The 16,560-nt window shown below is 42.2% G+C and carries 17 protein-coding genes and 8 tRNA genes; all 25 read left to right on the top strand.

Annotation, left to right across the window (positions count from 1 at the left end; all coding sequences use genetic code 11):
• The first annotated feature begins 83 nt into the window (after nt 1-83).
• The 25 genes from murB (at nt 84) to ACQRD1_RS00965 (ending at nt 16,552) form a co-directional block, all read left to right on the top strand.
• Nucleotides 84-995 (top strand): UDP-N-acetylmuramate dehydrogenase, encoded by a 912-nt coding sequence (gene murB, locus ACQRD1_RS01085; RefSeq protein WP_347375684.1) that lies wholly within the window; start codon nt 84-86, stop codon nt 993-995.
• Nucleotide 996: 1 nt separating this feature from the next.
• A complete protein-coding gene (rapZ, locus tag ACQRD1_RS01080) occupies nt 997-1,878 on the top strand; it encodes an RNase adapter RapZ (RefSeq protein WP_347375685.1) in 882 nt (293 codons plus the stop codon).
• Between the two features lie 9 nt (nt 1,879-1,887).
• Nucleotides 1,888-2,769 carry a DNA-binding protein WhiA gene (gene whiA, locus ACQRD1_RS01075; RefSeq protein WP_427786783.1) on the top strand — a complete coding sequence of 294 codons (882 nt, stop codon included), beginning with the start codon at nt 1,888-1,890 and terminating at the stop codon, nt 2,767-2,769.
• A 14-nt stretch (nt 2,770-2,783) separates the two neighbouring features.
• Complete coding sequence (locus tag ACQRD1_RS01070) at nt 2,784-3,041, top strand: HPr family phosphocarrier protein (protein WP_235232929.1); 258 nt, start codon at nt 2,784-2,786, stop codon at nt 3,039-3,041.
• Nucleotides 3,042-3,123: 82 nt separating this feature from the next.
• Nucleotides 3,124-4,053, top strand: coding sequence for a diacylglycerol/lipid kinase family protein (locus ACQRD1_RS01065; RefSeq protein WP_427786782.1), 930 nt, complete (start codon nt 3,124-3,126; stop codon nt 4,051-4,053).
• Between the two features lie 82 nt (nt 4,054-4,135).
• Nucleotides 4,136-4,207 (top strand) — tRNA-Glu (locus tag ACQRD1_RS01060).
• 105 nt (nt 4,208-4,312) lie between these two features.
• On the top strand, nt 4,313-5,254 hold the full coding sequence (locus ACQRD1_RS01055; RefSeq protein ID WP_235232927.1) for an aldo/keto reductase: 942 nt from the start codon (nt 4,313-4,315) through the stop codon (nt 5,252-5,254).
• A gap of 129 nt (nt 5,255-5,383) precedes the next feature.
• Nucleotides 5,384-6,250, top strand: a complete 867-nt coding sequence (gene fba, locus ACQRD1_RS01050) for a class II fructose-1,6-bisphosphate aldolase (protein ID WP_235232926.1) — start codon at nt 5,384-5,386, stop codon at nt 6,248-6,250.
• 188 nt (nt 6,251-6,438) lie between these two features.
• Nucleotides 6,439-8,550 (top strand): glutamine synthetase III, encoded by a 2,112-nt coding sequence (locus ACQRD1_RS01045; protein WP_235232925.1) that lies wholly within the window; start codon nt 6,439-6,441, stop codon nt 8,548-8,550.
• Between the two features lie 143 nt (nt 8,551-8,693).
• Nucleotides 8,694-9,155 (top strand): DUF1700 domain-containing protein, encoded by a 462-nt coding sequence (locus ACQRD1_RS01040; RefSeq protein ID WP_235232924.1) that lies wholly within the window; start codon nt 8,694-8,696, stop codon nt 9,153-9,155.
• Nucleotides 9,156-9,404: 249 nt separating this feature from the next.
• Nucleotides 9,405-9,587: a hypothetical protein gene (locus ACQRD1_RS01035; protein WP_235232328.1), complete on the top strand. Its 183-nt coding sequence runs from the start codon at nt 9,405-9,407 to the stop codon at nt 9,585-9,587.
• 200 nt (nt 9,588-9,787) lie between these two features.
• Nucleotides 9,788-10,951, top strand: coding sequence for a THUMP domain-containing class I SAM-dependent RNA methyltransferase (locus ACQRD1_RS01030; protein WP_427743005.1), 1,164 nt, complete (start codon nt 9,788-9,790; stop codon nt 10,949-10,951).
• Nucleotides 10,952-10,968: 17 nt separating this feature from the next.
• Complete coding sequence (gene rdgB / locus ACQRD1_RS01025; RefSeq protein ID WP_235232326.1) at nt 10,969-11,598, top strand: RdgB/HAM1 family non-canonical purine NTP pyrophosphatase; 630 nt, start codon at nt 10,969-10,971, stop codon at nt 11,596-11,598.
• A gap of 16 nt (nt 11,599-11,614) precedes the next feature.
• Nucleotides 11,615-12,094 carry a metallophosphoesterase family protein gene (locus ACQRD1_RS01020; protein ID WP_235232325.1) on the top strand — a complete coding sequence of 160 codons (480 nt, stop codon included), beginning with the start codon at nt 11,615-11,617 and terminating at the stop codon, nt 12,092-12,094.
• 122 nt (nt 12,095-12,216) lie between these two features.
• Nucleotides 12,217-12,291: transfer RNA gene (locus ACQRD1_RS01015), tRNA-Pro, on the top strand.
• 8 nt (nt 12,292-12,299) lie between these two features.
• A tRNA-Gly gene (locus ACQRD1_RS01010) sits at nt 12,300-12,370 on the top strand.
• A gap of 53 nt (nt 12,371-12,423) precedes the next feature.
• A tRNA-Arg gene (locus tag ACQRD1_RS01005) sits at nt 12,424-12,497 on the top strand.
• A 69-nt stretch (nt 12,498-12,566) separates the two neighbouring features.
• Nucleotides 12,567-12,640 (top strand) — tRNA-His (locus ACQRD1_RS01000).
• Between the two features lie 14 nt (nt 12,641-12,654).
• A tRNA-Gln gene (locus ACQRD1_RS00995) sits at nt 12,655-12,726 on the top strand.
• 7 nt (nt 12,727-12,733) lie between these two features.
• Nucleotides 12,734-12,806: transfer RNA gene (locus ACQRD1_RS00990), tRNA-Lys, on the top strand.
• A 53-nt stretch (nt 12,807-12,859) separates the two neighbouring features.
• Nucleotides 12,860-12,939: transfer RNA gene (locus ACQRD1_RS00985), tRNA-Leu, on the top strand.
• Nucleotides 12,940-13,081: 142 nt separating this feature from the next.
• Nucleotides 13,082-13,462: a hypothetical protein gene (locus ACQRD1_RS00980; RefSeq protein ID WP_235232324.1), complete on the top strand. Its 381-nt coding sequence runs from the start codon at nt 13,082-13,084 to the stop codon at nt 13,460-13,462.
• An 82-nt stretch (nt 13,463-13,544) separates the two neighbouring features.
• Nucleotides 13,545-14,708, top strand: a complete 1,164-nt coding sequence (locus ACQRD1_RS00975; RefSeq protein WP_235232323.1) for a MerR family transcriptional regulator — start codon at nt 13,545-13,547, stop codon at nt 14,706-14,708.
• Nucleotides 14,709-14,887: 179 nt separating this feature from the next.
• A complete protein-coding gene (locus ACQRD1_RS00970) occupies nt 14,888-15,607 on the top strand; it encodes an ABC transporter ATP-binding protein (RefSeq protein ID WP_235232322.1) in 720 nt (239 codons plus the stop codon).
• An 18-nt stretch (nt 15,608-15,625) separates the two neighbouring features.
• On the top strand, nt 15,626-16,552 hold the full coding sequence (locus ACQRD1_RS00965; RefSeq protein ID WP_235232321.1) for a SufB/SufD family protein: 927 nt from the start codon (nt 15,626-15,628) through the stop codon (nt 16,550-16,552).
• Nucleotides 16,553-16,560 lie beyond the last annotated feature (8 nt).

Below are 16,560 nucleotides of genomic sequence, written 5' to 3'. Positions count from 1 at the left end.
GGATTTTGCAAGTGTACGTTGAATTTATGGGTTATTTAGTGTATGATGTACGGAGAAATCAAGTAGTGTGTATGGAGAAGAATATGAATCAGATTTTATATAATGAATTGTTGAAAATAATGAGTGAAGAACAGGTTAAAACAGAAGAACCTATGAAGAATCATACGACATTCCGTGTGGGAGGACCGGCTGAATTTTTTGTGATGCCAAGGACAGCCGAAGAAGTAAAGAAAGTGATCGACTTGTGTCGGAGAGAATCATTTCCTTATTATATTATTGGAAATGGCAGCAATCTCCTGGTATCTGACCAGGGATATCGAGGTGTTGTTCTTCAGATTTATAAGGAGATGAGCTACATTGAGGTTGAGGAAAATGTTGTTGTGGCTCAGGCGGGAGCTTTGTTGTCTGCAATTGCGAATAAGGCCTTGGAAAATGGACTTACAGGATTCGAATTTGCAGCAGGGATCCCTGGAACTCTGGGCGGCGCCTGTGTAATGAATGCGGGAGCATATGGTGGCGAGATGAAGGATGTCCTGGAGGAAGTCACGGTCTTGACGGAAGAAGGAGAAGTGCTTACTATTCCAAAGGAGAATCTGGAATTAGGCTATCGTACCAGTATTATTGCCAGGAAGGGCTATACTGTGCTGGAGGCAAGAATACAGCTTCGGGGAGGCGAAAAAGAAGCAATTAAGTCCTTGATGGAAGAGCTGAAGGACAAGAGAGTCAGCAAGCAGCCGTTAGAATATCCAAGTGCCGGAAGTACATTTAAGCGTCCGGAAGGATATTTTGCAGGAAAGCTGATACAGGATGCAGGCCTTAGAGGTTTCTCTGTGGGCGGTGCACAAGTGTCGGAGAAGCATTGTGGATTTGTGATTAACAGAGAGAATGCAACAGCAGCTGATGTAGCAGAATTAATGCGACAGGTATCTGCCAGAGTGGAAGAAGAATTTGGAGTAAAATTAGAGCCGGAAGTGAAGAGACTAGGAGAATTCTAAGATGAGATGTGTAATTGTAACAGGAATGTCAGGAGCGGGAAAAAGTACAGCTCTTAAAATGTTGGAAGATGTAGGATATTTTTGCGTAGATAATCTGCCGGTACCTTTGATCCCGAAGATGGCAGATCTGTTACGAGTGCCTGGAACAGAGATCAATAAGGCGGCTCTGGGTGTGGATATCCGAAGTGGACAGAGCTTTGAAGAACTGGAAAAAGTACTGGAAGAATTGGATAGTACTGGAATGCAGTATGAGATTCTGTTCTTGGAATCCAGTGACGATGTCCTGATCAAACGATACAAAGAGACCAGGCGGTTCCATCCGTTGGCGGGAAATGAAGGGCGCGTTGATCAGGGAATCCGTATGGAGAGGCAGCGTATTCGATTTTTACGTAAGAGAGCGGATTATTTGATAGATACAAGCCATATGTTGACGAGAGAGTTAAAGGCAGAATTAAATAAGATATTTGTGCAAAATAAAGAATATAAGAATCTTTATATCTCTGTGCTCTCTTTTGGCTTCAAATATGGAATTCCGGCAGACGCAGATCTGGTGTTTGATGTGCGTTTCTTGCCGAACCCATATTATATAGAAGAATTACGTCCTAAGAGCGGAAATGACAAAGAAGTAAGAGATTATGTAATGCAGAATGAGAAGGCAAAGGTATTCCTGGAGAAGTTGTCAGATATGGTGGAATTCCTGATCCCGAATTATATTTTGGAAGGGAAAACGCAGCTGGTAATAGGGATTGGATGTACCGGAGGGAAGCATCGCTCGGTTACACTTGCCAATGAACTGTTTTGGGTATTAAGTAAGAATGAGAATTATGGAGTTCGTATTGAACATCGGGATATAGGAAAGGATGCAATTACCAAGGCAAGATAGGAGTAAGAGATGTCATTTTCAGGAAAGATAAGAGAAGAGCTGCTGCAGCATTATGCGAAGGCCAGACACTGTAATCTCGCGGAATTATCGGCAATTGTGCATATGACAGGAGCATTTTCACAAGACAAGAAAGGCATATGTGTCATGAAACTTCATACGGAAAATCTTGGAGTTGCAAGAAAATGCTTTACATTATTGGAAAAAACATTTAATATAAGAACTGATATCGCAATTCGTAGGAATATGAGCAAAGGAAGCTGTAATTATTATATTTTCGCCAAAGGTGAAGAATTGTTGGCTGTGAAGAATACGATCGTGCAGGCGGTATGCTGCAAGAGGGCATATATCCGTGGCGCGTTTATCGCGTCAGGTTCGATGAGCGATCCGAGTAAATCCTATCATTTCGAAATTGTCTGCAATACACAGGATCAGGCGGAACATCTGAAGAACATGATAAATAGTTTCGATATGGAAGCAAAGATCGTCAGCAGAAAGAAGACCTACGTTGTGTATCTAAAAGAAGGTTCGCAGATCGTTGATATTCTGAATGTTATGGAAGCGCATGTCGCATTGATGGAACTTGAGAATGTCCGGATTATGAAGGAAATGCGTAATTCTGTAAATCGTAAGGTGAACTGCGAGACAGCTAATATTAACAAAACCGTATCTGCCGCTGTCAGGCAGATAGAGGATATCAAATATATACAAGATACCGTTGGTTTTGAAAAGTTGCCCGAAGGGTTGAAAGACGTTGCCCTTACACGTCTTGCATATCGGGATGCAACTTTGAAGGAACTGGGGGAACTCCTGGAGACACCGTTAGGGAAATCCGGGGTAAATCACCGGCTCAGGAAATTAAGTGAAATAGCAGAAAAGTTAAGGGAACAATAGGGAGGAGCTTTTTTATGATCAAGAAACCTGTTACTATTCAAAACAATATGGATATGGAAGATCGTCCGATTGCACACTTGGTTCAGGAAGCAAGTCAATATGCAAGTCAGGTATACATTGAAATTGATAATAAAAAGATCAATGCCAAGAGTATCATGGGAATGATGAGCTTAAGACTGCAGAAGGGTGAGAATATTACGGTGGTAGCAGAGGGAAAAGACGAAGCAGAAGCCGCGGCAGGTGTAGAAAACTTTTTGGTTGCGAACAACTAAATAATACATAATCAGCAAAAGGCAGAGGGCATGGAATCAACATGTCCTTTTGTTTATCTTATGATAAAAGGAGGAGATATGTATGAAACGGTTATTATTTATTTATAATCCTCATGCAGGAAAGGAACTTTTAAAACCACAGTTGTCGGATATCATTGACATATTTGTAAAAGCGGGTTATGAAGTAACTGCATATCCAACCCAGTCATACCGGGATGCTTATAAAAAAGTACTGAAGTACAATGCGAAAGATTATGATCTGGTCGTGTGTAGCGGCGGTGACGGAACGATTGACGAAGTTGTGAGCGGAATGATGAAAAGGAAAGAGAGAACTCCGGTCGGATATATTCCGACCGGGACAACCAATGACTTCGCAAATAGTCTGCATATCCCGAAGGGACTCTTGAAGGCGGCAGACAATGCGGTAAACGGTGTTGTATTTCCCTGTGATGTGGGTCGGTTTAATGATGATACGTTTGTATACGTTGCGGCATTTGGAATTTTTACCAGTGTTTCCTACGAGACCAAGCAGGAGATGAAAAATATCCTGGGGCATCTGGCTTACGTTTTGGAAGGAACGAAACAGTTGTTCAATGTGCCTTCCTATCGGATCAAAGTGATACATGATGATGAGGTTATTGAAGATGAGTTTATCCTGGGTATGGTGACAAATTCCCGTTCGGTAGGAGGGTTCCGTAATATGATTGGCAGACAGATAGCGTTTGATGACGGCCTGTTTGAAGTGACCCTGATCAAACGCCCGAAGAATCCGATTGAATTGCAGGAGATTATAGCTGCACTTCTGATTGAACAGATAGATACCAAACATATGTATACATTTAAAACGGGACATATTACGTTTGAGTCTATTGAGGAAATCCCATGGACATTAGATGGAGAATTTGGCGGTGAGCATGATGAAGTTGTGATAGACAATCTGAATAAACAGCTTATGATAATGGTGCCGGAGACCCATGTCGAAGAATTGATGGAAGATCCGGAAGAAAAATAACATATTTTGAAAAAAGTGCTTGCCTATTTGGCAATTGTTTGCTATAATAGGCAAGTACGAAACAGAAAGATGTTCGAAATATGGCTCCGTGGTCAAGCGGTCAAGACGCTAGCCTCTCACGCTGGAATCAGGGGTTCGATTCCCCTCGGAGTCACTTAACCAATTCGCTGAATGCCTTGAAATACAGGCACTCAGCGGATTTTTTTGTATCATCATATAGAAAACATAACCAGAATGGTAATTGGAAGGAGAGATGACGATGAAATATTATGAGATTCCTCACACGAATATGCGACAATCAGCAGTCATACAAGGCTGCATGCGCTTTAAAGGAATGAGCAGTATGGAAGTTGAGCGAATAGTGAATCTTTGTCTGGAGAACGGAATCAACAGTTTTGATCATGCCGATGTGTATGGCACTGCTGGAATGCGCGGTGAATGTGAGCAATTGTTTGGACAAGTGCTTAAGGAGAATCCGGGACTACGTGATAAAGTATATATTCAGAGTAAATGTGGCATCTGTAAGAGCGAACAGGATTATTACGACTTTTCAAAGGAACACATTCTGGAGGCTGTGGATGGAATATTGGCAAGATTACAGACGGGATATCTGGATGTTCTGCTTCTCCATCGCCCGGATACTTTGATGGAACCAGAAGAAGTTGCGGATGCTTTTGAAACTCTACATAAGGCAGGCAAGGTTCGATACTTTGGAGTCTCGAATATGAATCCGGGACAGGTGGAACTCCTTGAACGTGCGGTGGATGCTCCACTGGTGTTTAATCAGCTCCAGCTGAGTATTGCTCACTGCCCGATGATAGATACCGGACTAAGTGTGAATAACCGGATTCCACAGGCTGTCGATTATGAAGGCGGCATCCTGGAATATTCCCGGCTGAAAGCAATGACGATTCAGGCGTGGTCGCCGTTCCAGAAAGGTCTGTTTGAAGGACCATTCCTCACAGACCGGGAGACTTATGGAGAATTAAATGCTTATATAGATCAGCTTGCTGAAAAATATAATGTGAAGAATACAGCGATTGCTGTGGCGTGGATTCTGAGACATCCGGCACATATGCAGGTGATTCTGGGAACAACGAACGAGAAAAGGATAGCAGATGCATGTCAGGGAGCAGATATTATACTTACAAGAGAAGAATGGTATACGCTGTATGCAAAAGCAGGAAAGAGAATTCTGTAATTGCCATAATCTGAGAGTGCATTACCTTTCTCCTTGTTTTTTTTCCTTTTATGAGATATAATGAAACAAGCGAATATAATTGCCATGCAGATGTAATGTTACATGGCCAAGGAATTGGAGGAATAATATATGTTAGTATCAGCAAAAGAGATGCTTGACAAAGCAGTAGCAGGCCACTATGCAGTGGGACAATTCAACATTAACAATCTTGAGTGGACAAAAGCAATCCTTCTTACAGCAGAAGAATGCAAGTCACCAGTTATCTTAGGTGTATCTGAAGGTGCAGGAAAATATATGACAGGCTTCAAGACTGTATCAGCTATGGTATCTGCAATGATCGAAGAACTTGGAATCACAGTTCCAGTTGCATTACACCTTGACCATGGTACTTATGACGGATGTTATAAATGTATCGAAGCAGGATTCTCTTCTATCATGTTTGATGGTTCTAAATACCCAATCGAAGAGAACGTTGCAAAGACAAAAGAGTTAATCGCAGTATGTAAAGAAAAGGGTCTGTCTCTGGAAGCTGAAGTAGGTGCGATTGGTGGAGAAGAAGATGGAGTGATCGGTCAGGGCGAATGTGCTGATCCTAATGAATGTAAGATGATCGCTGATCTTGGTGTAGACATGCTCGCAGCAGGAATCGGTAACATCCATGGAAAATATCCAGAGAACTGGGCTGGATTAAGCTTTGAAACTCTGGATGCAATCCAGAAGCTTACAGGAGATATGCCATTAGTACTTCACGGTGGTACAGGAATTCCAGAAGATATGATTAAGAAAGCTATCGACCTTGGAGTTGCTAAGATCAATGTTAATACAGAATGCCAGTTATCTTTCGCAGATGCTACACGTAAATATATCGAAGCAGGAAAAGATCTGGAAGGAAAGGGATATGACCCTCGTAAGTTATTAAAACCAGGTGTAGACGCAATCATGCAGACCGTAAAAGAGAAGATGGAATTATTTGGCTCCGTTGGTAAGGCTGAATAATTTGATAAAATTTTCACTTGCCTTTTTCGACCGATTGAGTTATACTAACAGGCATAGAAAGAACAAAGGCGTTCCAGAGTTATCTGGAGTGCCTTTTTTTCTGACTTTTATGCAAGAGAGTTTCTCTGGTACATAAAACCCCGCAGCATTAGCTTAAAATTAAAGATTAAGAAAGGAAACGCAAAGATATGAGTGAAGCAATTAATGTAGCTGATATTTTTGGCGAAGACGTATTCAATGACACTGTCATGCAGGAACGTTTGCCAAAAAAAGTTTACAAAGATCTGAAGAAAACAATTGAGGAAGGTAAAGAGTTAGACCTTGCAACAGCAGATGTCATTGCGCATGAGATGAAGGAATGGGCAATTGAAAAGGGTGCTACTCATTATACCCACTGGTTCCAGCCTCTTACAGGAGTAACTGCTGAGAAGCATGATTCATTTATCTCTGCACCTCTTCCGAGTGGAAAGGTATTGATGAGTTTCTCTGGAAAAGAATTGATCAAAGGAGAACCAGATGCATCTTCATTCCCATCAGGAGGTCTTCGTGCAACATTCGAAGCAAGAGGATATACAGCATGGGATTGTACATCACCAGCATTTGTAAGACATGACGCAGCCGGAGCTACGCTTTGCATTCCTACTGCATTCTGTTCATATAAAGGAGAAGCGCTGGATCAGAAGACACCACTGCTTCGTTCTATGCAGGCAATCAGTGAACAGTCTATCAGACTGCTTCGTCTCTTTGGAAATACAACCTCCAAGAAGGTGACACCTTCCGTTGGACCTGAGCAGGAATATTTCCTTGTAGATGCTGAGAAATTCCTTCAAAGAAAGGATTTGATCTACACAGGACGTACATTATTCGGTGCAATGCCACCAAAAGGTCAGGAATTGGATGATCACTATTTTGGAACCATTCGTCAGAGAATTGCAGGTTTCATGAAAGATGTCAATGAAGAACTGTGGAAAGTCGGTGTATCTGCTAAAACACAGCATAATGAAGTTGCTCCTGCACAGCATGAGTTAGCTCCAATCTATGCAGAAGCTAATGTAGCGGTTGACCATAACCATTTGGTAATGCAGACTCTTAAGAGAGTTGCATGCCAGCACGGTATGAAGTGTCTGCTTCATGAGAAACCATTCGCAGGTGTCAATGGTTCTGGTAAGCATAATAACTGGTCTCTTACAACGGATGACGGTAAGAACCTGTTGGATCCAGGAAAAACTCCTCACGAAAATATCCAGTTCTTACTTGTACTTACCTGTATCCTGAAAGCAGTTGATGAACATGCAGATCTGCTCCGTGAGTCAGCAGCCGATCCGGGTAATGATCACAGACTTGGAGCAAATGAGGCACCTCCGGCAATTATTTCAATCTTCCTTGGAGAGCAGTTAGAGGATGTATTGGAACAGCTGATCAGTACAGGCGCAGCTACACACAGTCTGAAAGGCGGCAAACTGGAGACAGGAGTAAGCACACTGCCAGATCTTGCCAAAGACGCTACAGACCGTAACAGAACGTCACCATTTGCGTTTACTGGAAATAAATTCGAATTCCGTATGGTAGGTTCCCGTGATTCTATCGCAGGACCAAACGTTGTACTGAATACAATTGTTGCAGAAGCATTTGCAGAGGCATGTGATGTGCTGGAGAATGCAGATGACTTCCAGACAGCAGTTCATGATCTGATCAAACAATATGCAACTGAGCATCAGCGTATTGTCTTCAATGGCAATGGTTACTCTGATGAGTGGGTTGCAGAAGCCGAGAGACGCGGACTTCCGAATATTAAGTCTATGGTAGAAGCTATTCCTGCTCTGACAGCAGAAAAATCTGTATCCATGTTCGAGAAGTTCAAGGTATTTACGAAAGCTGAATTGGAATCTCGTGCAGAAATCAAGTTTGAGAACTACTCAAAGGCAATCAATATTGAAGCGCGTACGATGATCGATATGGCAAGTAAGCAGATTGTTCCTGCAGTTATTAAGTATACAAAATCTCTGGCAGATACAGTTGTTGTAGTGAAGGAAGCTGGCGCAGATGCATCTGTTCAGGCTGAATTGCTGGGAGAAATCTCTGCATTACTTACAGAGACAAAGAAAGCATTAGAAGAGCTTATTGTAATCACTGATAAAGCAGCTGCAATGGAAGAAGGCGAAGAGCAGGCAAGATACTATCATTTCGATGTTGTTCCTGCTATGGAAGCGCTTCGTGCACCAGTTGATAAACTGGAGATGATCGTAGATAAAGAAGCATGGCCAATGCCATCTTACGGCGATCTTATGTTTGAAGTATAGGATTTTAATAAAGTCATAAGAAAAATTTTAGAACCTTGGACTTGGAATAGAAACAGGTATGTGATATTCTAAGTGCAAGGTTTTATTATTGAAAATATACCGTAAGGCACAGATATATGTAAGAATAGATGCAGGAGGCTTTCATGACAAAAAGTGAATTTTTGGAAAAATTAAGACATGCGTTGGCAAATGATCTGAGCGGTCCGATTGTGCAGGATAATGTCAGATATTACGATAGTTATATCAGTGATGAAGTAAGAAAAGGACGAAGGGAAGAAGACGTGATCGCGGAGTTGGGAGACCCGTGGGCGATTGCCAAGACAATTATTGAATCTGTTGAGATACAGGGTAATACACAGGATGAATATGGATATGAACCATATAATCAAAGATATGAACAGGAACAACAGAAGGCTGGCGGCCATGTACATGTATTTGGCTTTGATACCTGGTGGAAAAAATTGCTTCTGATATTGGGAATTGTAGGAATCATTATGGTAGTCGTTGCCGTGATCGGCGGTCTTATAAGCCTTCTTGCTCCGATTTTGATTCCGTTGTTGATCATTATGTTCGTGATAAGAGTGCTGGGGAATAGGCGACAATAGATATATAGGATAAATAAAAGACCGATGGGGGAGCCATCGGTCTTTTGAGGGGAGTATAAATAATTAATAAGGGGTTGTAGAAAGTATTCTTTCTACATTGTTAAGTATAATATAGGGTGGTTCAAAAAGCAAGTTAAAAATTAAAAAAAACTTAATATATTTGCAAGAGCATTTTTGTGAAAAAGATACATAAAATCTGAGAGCGTGGACATAATAACCTCGTAACCAAAAAGATTAGGAGGAATTAACATGGCTAAGAATTATAGTTCATCTAACAACAGTCAGAATACATCTGACAGAAATGCATCTGACAAGAACACATCTAACAGAAACGCATCTGATAAGAATGCATCTAACAGAAATGCATCTACACAGAGTACAACTTCAAAGAACAAGAATGCGAACAGCACAAACTTCGGTGATAAATACTAATCTGATCTGACAGAATAGAAACTGAAGAACGAAAGCACCGTCTGTGGAAAATGATTACCGCAGGCGGTGTTTTTTGTATAAAAATATTTCCGATTTTAACAGGATAACAGAAAGTTTTCGGTGTGAGTTGACAAGTGCTATAGAAAGAAAGTAAGATGGAAAAGTAAATAGACAGAATTGGAGAACAGAGAGATTATTATATGAAGAAAGTTGAATTGATCGCGCCCTGTCATTTTGGATTGGAAGCGGTATTAAAAAGAGAAATTCTTGATCTGGGATATGAGATCTCAGAAGTCGAAGACGGAAGGGTCACTTTCTATGGGGATGCGGACGCAGTCTGCCGTGCTAATATATTTTTGCGTACAGCGGAGAGAATATTGTGGAAAGTCGGGAGCTTCACGGCGGTGACGTTTGATGAGCTGTTCGAAAAGACGAAGAGTCTTCCCTGGGAAGATTATATTCCGAAAGATGGAAAGTTCTGGGTTGCGAAGGCTGCTTCTGTGAAGAGTAAGCTTTTCAGCCCTTCTGATATACAGTCGATTATGAAAAAGGCTATGGTAAGGCGGCTGCAGGAGCATTATCATATGGAATGGTTCCCGGAAGATGGGGCATCCTATCCGGTGAGGGTATTTTTGATGAAAGATGTGGTTACTATTGGAATTGACACATCAGGAATATCCCTCCATAAGCGTGGATATCGTGAAGTTTCAGGAAAAGCACCGATTACGGAGACGTTAGCAGCGGCATTGATCATGCTGACACCATGGAGGAAAGACCGGATTCTGGTAGATCCATTCTGCGGAAGCGGAACATTTCCGATTGAAGCGGCTATGATGGCGGCAAATATTGCGCCAGGAATGAACCGGTCTTTCACGGCGGAAGAATGGACGAATCTGATTCCGAGGAAGTTATGGTACGATGCAGTCAATGAGGCCAATGACTTGATTGATGACGAGGTTGATGTGGATATTCAGGGATATGATCTGGATGGTTCAGTTGTTAAGATAGCCAGAAGAAATGCAGAAGAAGCAGGCGTTGGACATCTGATTCATTTTCAGGAAAGAGACGTCAAAGACTTAAGCCATCCGAAGAAGTATGGATTTATCATTACGAATCCACCTTATGGAGAGCGTCTGGAAGACAAGAAAGACTTGCCGCAATTATACAGAGCATTTGGCGACAGTTTCAAACGACTGGATTCCTGGTCTGCATACATGATTACTTCTTATGAAGAAGCAGAGAGGTATTTTGGAAGAAAGGCGGATAAGAACCGTAAGATTTATAATGGCATGTTAAAAACATACTTTTACCAGTTCCTGGGGCCAAAACCGCCCAGACGGCCCAGAGAACAACAGGAGAAATAATAAAGGGGAGGAAACAGATGGAAAAGATTATATTTGCAACAGGCAATGCACATAAGATGATAGAGATTCGTATGATTCTCGAAGATCTGGGAATGGGGATTCTGTCCCAGAAGGAAGCGGGAATTACGGCAGATGTGGTAGAGGATGGAAAGACATTTGAGGAAAACGCCTTGATAAAAGCGACCAAAATAGCAGAAGCAGCGGCGAATATGCCGAAATACAAAAATGCGGTGGTTCTGGCAGATGATTCAGGCCTGGAAATTGATTATCTGAACAAAGAGCCGGGAATCTATTCAGCAAGATATATGGGAGAAGATACTTCTTACGATATCAAGAATCAGAACCTTATTGACCGATTAGATGGCGTGCCGGATGAAAAAAGAACTGCCAGATTCGTCTGTGCCATTGCGGCTGCGTTCCCGGATGGAAGCAGTGAAGTGGTCAGAGGAACGATGGAAGGAATCATCGGGTATGAGATTGCGGGGGAAAATGGGTTCGGATATGATCCGATATTCTATCTTCCGGAGTATGGATGTACCAGTGCGCAGCTTGCACCGGAGAAGAAGAATGAACTCAGTCACAGAGGAGAAGGCTTAAGAAAGATGAGAAAGATTCTGGAGAAAAAACTGGAATCCAGAGAAAGATAAGATTGCGAGGATACTTATGAAGGTAGTGATTGTAAGCGATACACACGGTTCGCACAGGAATCTGGAAAAGGTACTGGAGGAAGAAAAGCCAATGGATATGTTGATTCATCTCGGAGATGTCGAGGGTGGAGAAGATTATATCACAGCGTTGGCAGACTGCCCTACACATATTGTAAGAGGAAATAATGACTTCTTTTCCGATCTTCCGGGTGAAGAAGAGTTTATGATGGGTGGTTATCATATGTTTATTTCCCATGGACATTATTACTATGTCTCTATGGGAGAAGAACGATTAAAAGAAGAAGCAAGAGCACGAGGAGCGGATATTGTGATGTATGGTCATACACACAAACCGACATTGACTCGAGAAGAAGATCTTATTACATTGAATCCGGGAAGCATTGCGTATCCAAGGCAAGAAGGTCGCAGGCCCAGTTATATGGTGATGGAAATTGGGGGCGGAGACAGGATAGAATTCTCATTACGATATCTGTAAAAAGTGCGTTGTAAAAAGTACTGTAAAAAAGTGAAAAAAGTTGTTGACAAGCTGAGAGCCTTGCTATATAATAACTATTGTGTCACGGAGATGAAGACATAAATGACACGAAAATAAAATATCGGGGTGTGGCTCAGCTTGGCTAGAGCGCCTGGTTTGGGACCAGGAGGTCGCAGGTTCGAATCCTGTCACCCCGATAGACTTTGCGGGTGTAGTTCAATGGTAGAACACCAGCCTTCCAAGCTGGATACGTGGGTTCGATTCCCATCACCCGCTTTCTTAAAGCCATAAGGGATTTAAGAAGTATAGTTCTAAGGAGCTAGTCTTATGAGTCTGTAGCTCAGCTGGATAGAGCAACGGCCTTCTAAGCCGTAGGTCGAGGGTTCGAATCCCCCCAGGCTCGTTAGAACCACAAAAATTGAATAAGGTGGTACTTAGTTGGACATCAATAGTTCGATAAGTAATATATATGGTGGGTATGGTGCAGTTGGTTAGCGCGCCAGATTGTGGTTCTGGATATCAAGGGTTCGAGTCCCTTTACCCACCTTTTTTCTTTTTATTGGGCTATCGCCAAGCGGTAAGGCACAGGACTTTGACTCCTGCATTCGTTGGTTCGAATCCAACTAGCCCAGTTATTATGGGCGTGTAGCTCAGGTGGTAGAGCACTTGACTTTTAATCAAGTTGTCCGGGGTTCGAATCCCCGCACGCTCACTAAAAAAGGGATCAGAATGCTGGTCCCTTTTGATATCATTTATATGGATTATGCGGATGTGGCGGAACTGGCAGACGCGCTAGACTTAGGATCTAGTGGGAGACCGTGCAGGTTCGATTCCTGTCATCCGCAGTGAAAGTCTCAGCCTTTCGATTTCAGGGGGTTGGGGCTTTTTTTGTCCGTATAGACATCTTTTTACAGGGATAGTATTGACCTTCAAGGAACTTGATACTTTACAATTGCTATAAGAAATAAAGAAAGAGGAGGGATCGATATGAAATATGATAAAGAAATAGATGAGATTAGAAAGGCTATAGTGGAAGAAATAGACTTAGAATTTTATGATAGAAAAGATAGTGTCAATCAATTCTGCGTTTCGATAATTTCTGGCAATCCTGTTCCGGAAGATCATTTATTACTGGTTAGTTTTGACAAAAGGACCCTGGGCATACCTCCAATGTCAGGAACTTTCCGGTCAACAGGAGTAAGCCAGGAATATTATGGGAAAGTAACGGTTTATTATTGTAAGAAGAAGAGGGGATTATTTGGAAAAGAAACGATAAAAGTAGATAATTTCTATAAGAAGATATATAGTAAAGAAGATTGGAATTCTCATATAGAGAAAATACATTTGGCAGATATTGTGTGGAAATAAATTATTTCAGGAAATATATTGACCTTCAGGGAACTTGATACCCTACAATCGCATCATATAAGAACGAAAGGAAGGGATTCGTATGAAGATTAAGGAAGTAGAACAAAGGGTGGGGATTACCAGAGCGAACATCCGTTATTATGAAGAGGAAGGCCTTTTGAATCCAGTCAGAAATCGGGAGAACAATTACCGTGAGTATTCAGAAGAGGATGTAAAGAATCTGGAACGAATCAAAGTCTTGAGGGCGCTGGGAATTCCGATATCGGATGTTAAGATGTTGAATGCGGGGGCCCTTTCGCTGGATGAGGTTATGGAGAAGCGCCTGGAGCGGATCAGTGAGGAAGAGAAGAATCTGCGAGAGATTGAAAAGGTGTGCAGAACAATCCGACAGCTGGATATTTCCTTTGAAGAAGTGGATGAACAGATATTGGGTGAGGAAAAGGATATCTGGGAAGAGCAGTTTGAGAAGATCTGGAAAGAAGATATTACCAAGGAGATACTGACGCTGGGACAGCTGAACAAGAATCTGACATGGATGCTTGTGTGGGGATATTTCATGAATGCAGTTATTGCACTGTTATTTGGGGATTTCTTTTTGAGATATGAAGGAATGTCATGGAGTAAGAGAATTGCAGCGATAAAAAGTAATCCGGGAGAGATCTTGAATCGCCAGACCTTGTTCTTTGACCAGTGGAAATGGCTGATTCTGGCGGTAATTGTCTGTTTGATATGCTATATTGGTATGTATTTTACCGCAAATGTCAAAGCTCTGACGGTATTCTTCCACTTGGAGGCTTTGGTTCTGACACCGTTTATTGCGGGAATATCATTGGCTGTACGCAGTGTGTTTAGTACAGAAGAAGTGAAGAATCAGACCATAAGTGGAATGTATCTTGCGATTTTCTGGCTGGCGATGGTGCTATATGTACTTCTGCTCTTCCTGTTATCAGGGAAAAAACAAGCATTTTTCTCAAAAGCAAGATATGTTCTGGGGATGGCCGTTGTGTATGCAATCATCCTGACTGTGTTGGCAGGAATTCTAAGTGACCTGTGGATACCGGCAGCGGTGATGTCATTTATATTTACGATATATATTGGACTTAGCTGGTTCCATGTAATCGGAGATGCTCCGAAGAGCGGAGGAGGCCGGTATTATGCAATCGTAAGTGCAACGAAGATGATGAATATCGCCGGTGCGGCATTTACAATGCAGGGCAAGTCAAGAGGAACAACGATCTTAAGATAATCAGAGAATCTGGATAAAAGAGCTCGCGTGCGGGCTCTTTTTATTAAGGCTATTTTATGTGTGTCCGGAAAACCATATGTTGCAACAAAAGAAAAAACCGATTATAATGTGAAGTATGTGTATATTAATAATAGGAGAATATATTGGAAAATACAGTTGGAAAAGGAGCGTAAGCAGATATGCTGGAAGTAAAAAATCTGACATTCAAGGTGAATGAAAATGGAATAGAGAGAAGCATCGTCAAGGGTATCAGTTTTGATGTTAAAGATGGTGAGATGCTTGTCATTACTGGACCGAATGGTGGTGGAAAATCAACACTTGCCAAGGTGTTGATGGGAATTGAACAGGCAGATGAAGGCCAGATCATACTGGACGGAGAGGATATTACTTCTTATGATATTAATCATCGCGCCAATGCGGGAATTGGTTTCGCATTCCAGCAGCCGCCAAGATTCAAGGGTATGACGGTGGATAAGTTATTGTCTCTGGCGGCAGGACATAAGCTGTCAGAGCCGGAATGCTGTGCATTGCTAAGCAGTGTCGGGCTGTGTGCACAGGAATATCTGAAAAGAGAAGTAGATGCAACTCTTTCCGGCGGAGAGATGAAACGCCTGGAGATTGCGACTGTGCTTGCAAAGCAGCATAAGTTATGTATCTTTGATGAGCCGGAGGCGGGGATTGATCTCTGGAGTTTTTCTATGTTGATTCAGCAGTTTGAAAAGATTCACAGTAAAAAGGAAGAAAGCCTGATCCTTATCTCTCATCAGGAGCGTATTATCCAGATGGCAGACCGGATTATGGTAATTGAGGATGGCAATATTGGCGCAATCGGACCAAAAGATGAGATTCTTCCGACATTGTTGGATAAGGGTGACAGCTGCGCCTGCATGAACTGCTAAGAGAGAGGAGTGTTAGAGATGGCCACATTAGATGAGATTACAAAAAAGATATTAGAGCAGATCGATGGATCTGGTTTCCAGCAAAAAGGAGCTTTTAATTTGCGCCATAATGGAGTTGCTCTTTGTCACGGAGACAGCGAGCATATTAAGATTAAGAAAAAGGAAGAAAAGTCAGGAATTGACATCTATATTGACGGAGAGACTAGAGGAGAGCAGGTACATATCCCGGTCGTGGTAGATGCTTCCGGTATGACAGATGTAGTATATAATGATTTCTATGTTGCAGAAGGTGCGGATGTAACGATTGTAGCCGGCTGCGGAATTCACAACAGTGGCTGTAACGAAAGCCGTCATGATGGAATCCACTCTTTCCATGTGGGAAAGGGTGCGAATGTCCGTTATGAGGAGAAGCATTATGGGGAAGGGGAAGGCACAGGTGCCAGAGTGCTGAATCCAGTCACAAAGATTTATCTGGAAGAGGATGCTGTATTTACACTGGATACAGCACAGATTAAAGGTGTAGATTCTACAGTTCGTGAGACGGATGTTGAGATGGGAGCAAATTCCAAGTTATATGTGATTGAAAAATTAATGACGCATGACAGTCAGACTGCAGAATCCAATATGGAAGTGCAGATGAATGGAGAGGGAAGCTCCGCGCAGATTATCTCCAGATCTGTTGCAAAAGGCGAGTCTAAGCAGGTATTTCACCCGAAGGCGGTAGGGAATGCCAAGTGCCATGCTCATGTACAGTGTGATTCCATCATCATGGATCATGCAGAAGTAAGCTCCATTCCGGAGATCAATGCAAGACATCTGGATGCGGCAATTATCCATGAAGCGGCAATCGGAAGAATTAATGATGAACAACTTGTGAAACTGCGTACATTGGGTATGACGGAGGAGGAAGCAGAATCCATTATTATTGAAAATTTCCTGAATTAGGAGATGTG

It is taken from the genome of Bariatricus sp. SGI.019, from assembly GCF_050315235.1.
Classification (GTDB): domain Bacteria; phylum Bacillota; class Clostridia; order Lachnospirales; family Lachnospiraceae; genus JAFBIX01.
This window is presented reverse-complemented; position numbering and strand designations above follow the sequence as displayed.